Origin of the sequence: Streptomyces sp. NPDC053560, assembly GCF_044544605.1 — a bacterium.
In the GTDB taxonomy this organism is placed as follows: domain Bacteria; phylum Actinomycetota; class Actinomycetes; order Streptomycetales; family Streptomycetaceae; genus Streptomyces.
The window spans coordinates 105,462-112,119 of the sequence record NZ_JBITXI010000021.1 but is presented as its reverse complement, the minus strand read 5'-3'; the positions used below and the strand labels follow the sequence as shown (position 1 = coordinate 112,119).

Genomic DNA, 6,658 nt, shown 5'->3' with positions numbered 1-6,658 from the left:
CCGGAAGCTAAGCCTTTCAGCGCCGATGGTACTGCAGGGGGGACCCTGTGGGAGAGTAGGACGCCGCCGAACAATTCTTCAGCTCCGGTCCCTGAGCCTTTTGGTTCAGGGGCCGGAGCTTTTTTGTTCTCCAGGTGCATCCGGTTACCGGTGCGACGGCCGGCGGCTGTTTCCGGACATGGTCCGGCGGGGCGGCCGGCCTGGTCGTGGCCGATACGGGGCCCGCGGTACAGGGGGACGAACCGGGCAGGTAAAGTCATGGGGCATCATCGCTACGTTTCCACAGGAGGCCCACGGGTGGAGGTTCAGGAGACGCGGATCCAGACCGATCGCGTCCTCACCATCCCCAACATTCTGAGCATGGCTCGCCTGATCGGCGTGCCCGTGTTCCTGTGGCTGATCCTGTGGCCGGAATTCGGCGGTCCGAAGGCCGACGGCTGGGCGCTGCTCGTCCTGGCCCTGAGCGGCGTCAGCGACTACCTGGACGGGAAGCTGGCCCGCCGCTGGAATCAGATCAGCAGCCTGGGCCGCATTCTCGATCCGGCGGCCGACCGGCTGTACATACTGTCCACCCTGGTGGGGCTGACCTGGCGGGAGATCCTTCCGCTTTGGCTGACCATTGCGCTGCTCGCTCGCGAGCTGATGCTGCTGGTGGCGGTGGGGTGGCTCAGCCGGCACCGGTACGGTCCGCCACAGGTGAACTTCCTCGGCAAGGCGGCCACGTTCAACCTGATGTATGCCTTCCCGTTGCTGCTTCTCAGTGACGGAAGTGGCTGGCTGCATACACTCGCTGCTATTTTCGGATGGGCGTTCGCCGGATGGGGTACAACGCTCTACTGGTGGGCAGGAATCCTTTACGTGGTTCAGGTCCGCCGCATCATCAAGGCGGACACCGCGGCCGACTGAGCTCGCCTTAACCGGCAGACGCGTGAGGCCGGGTGCCCCACCAGCAAAAAGTGGGCCATCGGGACGAGTGAAGTCGGCAAGATCGTCATCTCTTCGAGGAGGACGCTTCCGACATGAAGGCCGTTGTGATGGCGGGCGGCGAAGGCACGCGCCTTCGGCCCATGACTTCGAGCATGCCCAAGCCGCTGCTTCCGGTGGCGAACAGGCCGATCATGGAGCACGTGCTGCGGCTGCTGAAACGGCACGGCCTCAGTGAGACCGTAGTGACGGTGCAATTCCTGGCCTCGTTGGTGCGCAACTATTTCGGTGATGGCGAAGAGCTCGGTATGGAGCTCACTTACGCCAATGAGGAAAAGCCGCTCGGCACCGCGGGCAGCGTCAAGAACGCCGAGGAGGCGCTCAAGGACGATGCTTTCCTCGTCATCTCCGGTGACGCCCTCACCGACTTCGACCTGACCGACCTGATCCGTTTCCACAAGGAGAAGGGCGCCCTTGTCACCGTCTGTCTGACAAGGGTTCCCAACCCGCTCGAGTTCGGTATCACGATTGTCGACGAGGACGGCCAGGTCGAGCGGTTCCTGGAAAAGCCGACGTGGGGCCAGGTTTTCTCCGACACGGTGAACACCGGCATCTACGTCATGGAGCCCGAGGTCTTCGACTACGTGGAGCCGGACGTTCCGGTGGACTGGTCCGGCGATGTCTTCCCCCAGCTCATGAAGGAAGGCAAGCCCATCTACGGCTATGTCGCCGAGGGCTACTGGGAGGACGTCGGCACCCACGAAAGCTATGTGAAGGCCCAGGCCGACGTTCTCGAAGGAAAAGTCGACGTCGATATCGACGGCTTCGAGATGTCGCCGGGTGTGTGGGTGGCGGAGGGCGCCGAGGTTCACCCGGACGCCGTATTGCGCGGCCCGCTCTACATCGGCGACTATGCGAAGGTCGAAGCCGGCGTGGAGCTGCGCGAGCACACCGTCGTCGGCTCGAATGTCGTCGTGAAGAGCGGTGCGTTCCTGCACAAGGCCGTGGTGCACGACAACGTGTACATCGGCGAGCAGTGCAACCTCCGCGGCTGCGTCATCGGGAAGAACACCGACGTGATGCGGGCGGCCCGTATCGAGGACGGCGCCGTCATCGGCGACGAGTGCCTCATCGGTGAGGAATCGATTGTTCAGGGGAACGTACGCGTCTATCCCTTCAAGACGATCGAGGCGGGTGCGTTCGTCAACACGTCGGTCATCTGGGAGTCCCGCGGCCAGGCGCATCTCTTCGGCGCCCGTGGTGTCTCCGGAATTCTGAACGTGGAGATCACGCCAGAGCTGGCCGTGCGGCTCGCGGGTGCCTACGCGACGACTCTGAAGAAGGGTTCGTCGGTCACCACGGCCCGCGACCATTCCCGTGGTGCCCGGGCGTTGAAGCGTGCGGTGATCTCCGCGCTCCAGGCGAGCGCGATTGACGTACGCGACCTGGAGAACGTGCCGCTGCCGGTGGCCCGTCAGCAGACCGCCAGGGGCAGCGCCGGCGGGATCATGATCCGGACGACGCCTGGTGTGCCGGACTCCGTGGACATCATGTTCTTCGACGAGCGGGGCGCGGACCTTTCGCAGGGCGGTCAGCGCAAGCTCGACCGTGTCTACGCGCGGCAGGAGTACCGTCGCGCCTTCCCCGGCGAGATCGGTGACCTGCACTTCCCGTCCAGCGTCTTCGACTCGTACACCGGCTCGCTGCTGCGGTCCGTGGACACCACGGGTATCGCGGAAGCCGGCCTCAAGGTGGTCGTGGACGCCTCGAACGGCAGCGCGGGTCTGGTGCTGCCCAGCCTGCTGGGCCGGCTCGGGGTGGACTCCCTGACCATCAACCCGGGTCTCGACGAGTCGCGGCCGACGGAGACCGAGGACGCCCGGCGTTCCGGCCTGGTGCGGCTGGGCGAGATCGTGGCCTCGGCGCGGGCGGCCTTCGGGGTGCGCTTCGACCCGGTGGGTGAGCGGCTCTCTCTCGTTGACGAGCGTGGGCGGATCATCGAGGACGACCGCGCGCTGCTGGTCATGCTGGACCTGGTGGCCGCCGAGCGGCGCAGCGGCCGGGTGGCGCTGCCCGTGACCACGACGCGTATCGCCGAGCAGGTGGCGGCATACCACGGTACGCAGGTGGAGTGGACGACGACTTCGCCCGATGACCTGACCAGGGTGGGCAGGGCGGACGACACCATCTTCGGCGGCGACGGCCGGGGCGGTTTCATCGTCCCCGAGTTCGCCAGCGTGTTCGACGGTTCGGCCGCCTTCGTGCGGCTCATCGGTCTGGTCGCCCGTACGCAGCTCACGCTGAGCCAGATTGACGCGCGCATCCCGCGTGCCCACGTACTCAAGCGCGACCTGGCGACCCCGTGGGCCGTCAAGGGCCTTGTCATGCGGCACGTGGTCGAGGCGGCGGGCGACCGCTCGGTGGACACCACCGACGGCGTACGCGTCGTCGAGGCCGACGGGCGCTGGGTACTGGTGCTGCCCGACCCGGCCGAGGCGGTCACGCACCTGTGGGCGGAGGGCCCGGACGACGCCTCCGCTCAGCAGCTCCTGGACGAATGGTCGTCCGTCGTGGACAGCGCGGGCCGCTGACCTGGGTCCCCATCGGCGCGTCTCGACTCGGCGCGCCGGTGGGGCCATTGGGAGAGTGCGCCGCCGACGTGCGACGATGTGCGGCATGTCGCAGCAGCACCCCGAACGGAGCAGCCCCGGACCCGCTCCGCGCCCCGATGCCTCCATGTCGCTGCTGAACAATGTCATGGAGCACAGCCTCGACGACGGGTACGCCGAGGCAGCAGCCCGTAAGGCGGCGGAGGACGGTGGCCTGCCGCGCACGCTGCGGGCCAAGTTGGGCCTCGCGGCCGGTCTGGTGCTGGCCGCCGTGGTCGTCACGGTGGGCGCCGCTCAAGCGCGCATATCAGCACCGACCATGGCGAAGGAGCGCGAGGAGCTCATCGCCCGGATCGACCAGGGCACCGACAAGGCCGACAAACTGCAGCAGCACGTCGACTCCCTGCGGGACGACGTCGGCGACATGCAGCGCAAGGCGCTCAAGAAGAGCGGCGGCGAGCGGGCCGACCTGCTGGCGTTGCTGTCCGGCTCCACGCAGGTCACCGGGCCCGGCGTGAAGCTGGTCGTGGACGATGCCAAGGAGGCGGAGGCCGGCAGTGGCGGCCCCCGCGAGAGCTCCGGCTTCTCCGACACCGGCCGGGTGCGCGACCGGGACATGCAACGCGTCGTCAATGGGCTCTGGGAGTCCGGCGCCGAGGCCATCTCCGTCAATGGGCAGCGGCTCACCTCCCTCTCGGCGATCAGGGCGGCGGGAGACGCCATACTGGTCGACAACAAACCGCTGGCACCTCCGTATACGGTGCTGGCGGTGGGGGACGGGCAGCGGCTCAGCACCGCCTTCCAGGACAGTGCCGACGGCCAGTACCTGCATGTGCTGCAGCAGAACTACGGCGTCCGCACCCGGATTTCCACCGAGGGCGAGCTCACGCTGCCGCCCGCGCCGAGCTTGATCGTACGAACCGCACAGCCGAAGACCGGTGCCCCGCAGCCGGGCGGCACCGACACAGGGAAGGGCACATCGTGATCGCCGTACTGGGCCTCATCGTGGGAGTCGTGGTCGGGCTTGTGGTCCGTCCCGTGGTGCCGACGGTGGTCGAGCCCTACCTGCCGATCGCCGTCGTCGCGGCGCTGGACGCCGTGTTCGGCGGCCTGCGGGCGATGCTGGACGGCATCTTCGACGACAAGGTCTTTGTCGTGTCCTTCCTGTCCAATGTGGTCGTCGCCGCACTCATCGTCTTCCTCGGGGACAAGCTGGGCGTAGGTGCCCAACTCTCCACCGGCGTCGTCGTGGTGCTCGGCATCCGCATCTTCTCCAACGCCGCCGCGATTCGCCGGCACGTGTTCAGGGCGTGAGGCCGATGCCATCCGACGAGCACGACGAGACTCCGAAGCGCGACGCGTCCTCGGAGAGCGACTACGAGGGGACGGCGCCGGAGAGCGCCGCGTCCCCGGAGAGCGGCGCGGCCGCCACGGGTGCTGCGTCCTCGAAGAGCGGTGTGCCCCCGAAGGGTGACGAGTCGTCCGCCCACGAAGAGGCGACGCCCGCGGCACCCGAGGGTGAGCGGCCGGAGCGTCCTGAGGAGGCGGCCGGGTCGCAGAAACGTCCCGTGGCGTCCGGAAGCGGGGAAGAGGCCGGAGAGCGTGGCGCTGCGGAGCGGCGCGATGTCCCGGAGCGCCGCGAAACGCCCAGGACGTCCGAGAAGCCCGAGTCCTCCGAGGCGAAAGGCACTACAGGTACGCCTGAGGAATCCGAGTCGGGTGAGGCACAAGGGAAGGCGACGCCGCCCGGCCGTGCGACCACGCACGGCCCCGGTGAGGGCACCCCGCAGCGCTCCGGACCGGGCCGCCTTCAGGGCCCGCTGCAGGGACCGCCTCAGGGACGCCCGCCGCGCCCCGTACAGGGCCAGGGGCGCCCTCAGGGGCGGCCGGGTTCTCCCCAGGGGCGGCCGCAAGGGCCCGGGCAGGGTGGCTCGTACGGCGCTCACGGCCCCGTACGCGGCCGTTCGCAGGGCCCCGCACGGGGACCCGTAGCAGGCCGTCCGCAGGGCCCTGGTGGGCGTCCTGGGTCCGCCGGACGGTTCCCCATGCCGCCCGAGAGCCAGGGGCCCGGCGGTGCCCCTCAAGGCGCGCAGGGCGGCCGTCCGGGCGGCGCGTCGGCTGCCCCTCACGGGCATCGCCACGCGGCCCCCGCTGCCTCCGGAGCGGGGCACCACGGATCGGTACCGCCCGGACCGCCGCCCACGGGAGGTCAGCCGTCCGGGGGGACCCCGGAGCCGGCGGGCGGCCCCCAGCTCACCGGACGGGAGCGCCTCAAGGCGGGCCTGTGGCCGCCGCGGCTGAACCGGGCTCAATTGATTGCGGCCGTACTGCTGTTCATTCTCGGGCTCGGGCTCGCGATTCAGGTACGTTCCACCAGTGACAGCAGTGCGCTGCGCGGAGCGCGCCAGGAGGACCTGGTGCGCATCCTTGACGAGCTCGACGACCGCTCGCAGCGCCTGGAGGACGAGCAGCGGCGGTTGGAAGGCCAGAAGACCGAGCTGGAGAACAGTTCGGACCAGGCCGAGGAGGCCCGTAAGCAGACGGTGGAAAAAGAACAGCAGCTCGGGGTGCTGGCCGGTACGGTGGCGGCCGAGGGGCCCGGCATCTCGCTCACGATCGACGACCCGTCGCGCTCCGTCGAGGCCGACAAGCTCCTGGACACGATCCAGGAGCTGCGCGCGGCCGGCGCGGAGGCCATTCAGGTCAACGACGTCCGCGTCGTGGCGAACACCTACCTCTCGGACGTGCGGGGCGGTGTGGAGATCGACGGGAAGCGGGTCGCCCAGCCCTTCCGCTTCAAGGTCATCGGCAAGCCCGAGGACCTGGAGCCGGCCCTGAACATCCCGGGCGGAGTCGTTCAGACATTGGAGAAGGAGCAGGCCACGGTGTCTGTGACCCGTCAGGACAAGATCGTCGTGGACGCCTTGCGCAAGGCGGAACGGCCCGACTACGCGCGGTCGTCGTCGCAGTGAGGCGGGAACGTATGGCGAGGCCTGCGACGGGGCATGAGCTAGCCGGGGGTCGGCGCACCGCACAAGTGGTGCGTGGTGGAAACTGTGTGAAGGCCACGGACGTTGAATGGATGTCCGGATCGGCCGGTGTGTGCATCGAGGGTTCGTCCTGCC

General features: G+C 68.7%; 5 protein-coding genes. All 5 read left to right on the top strand.

The genetic code is table 11. From position 1 onward, the window contains the following. Window positions 1-297 precede the first annotated feature (297 nt). The 5 genes from ACIGQF_RS36295 to ACIGQF_RS36275 all read left to right on the top strand — a co-directional run bounded on the left by ACIGQF_RS36295 (window position 298) and on the right by ACIGQF_RS36275 (window position 6,505). Complete coding sequence (locus ACIGQF_RS36295; protein WP_361568586.1) at window positions 298-906, top strand: CDP-alcohol phosphatidyltransferase family protein; 609 nt, start codon at window positions 298-300, stop codon at window positions 904-906. Between the two features lie 113 nt (window positions 907-1,019). Further along, entirely contained in the window at window positions 1,020-3,515 is a 2,496-nt protein-coding gene (locus tag ACIGQF_RS36290; protein WP_361568588.1) for a mannose-1-phosphate guanyltransferase, read from the top strand. Window positions 3,516-3,600: 85 nt separating this feature from the next. Beyond that, window positions 3,601-4,518, top strand: a complete 918-nt coding sequence (locus tag ACIGQF_RS36285) for a DUF881 domain-containing protein (protein WP_361568590.1) — start codon at window positions 3,601-3,603, stop codon at window positions 4,516-4,518. Next, window positions 4,515-4,847 carry a small basic family protein gene (locus ACIGQF_RS36280; protein WP_003984969.1) on the top strand — a complete coding sequence of 111 codons (333 nt, stop codon included), beginning with the start codon at window positions 4,515-4,517 and terminating at the stop codon, window positions 4,845-4,847. The genes ACIGQF_RS36285 and ACIGQF_RS36280 overlap by 4 nt, the downstream gene beginning before the upstream one ends. Window positions 4,848-5,578: 731 nt before the next feature. Next, window positions 5,579-6,505 carry a DUF881 domain-containing protein gene (locus ACIGQF_RS36275; RefSeq protein WP_399719635.1) on the top strand — a complete coding sequence of 309 codons (927 nt, stop codon included), beginning with the start codon at window positions 5,579-5,581 and terminating at the stop codon, window positions 6,503-6,505. Window positions 6,506-6,658: the final 153 nt, after the last annotated feature.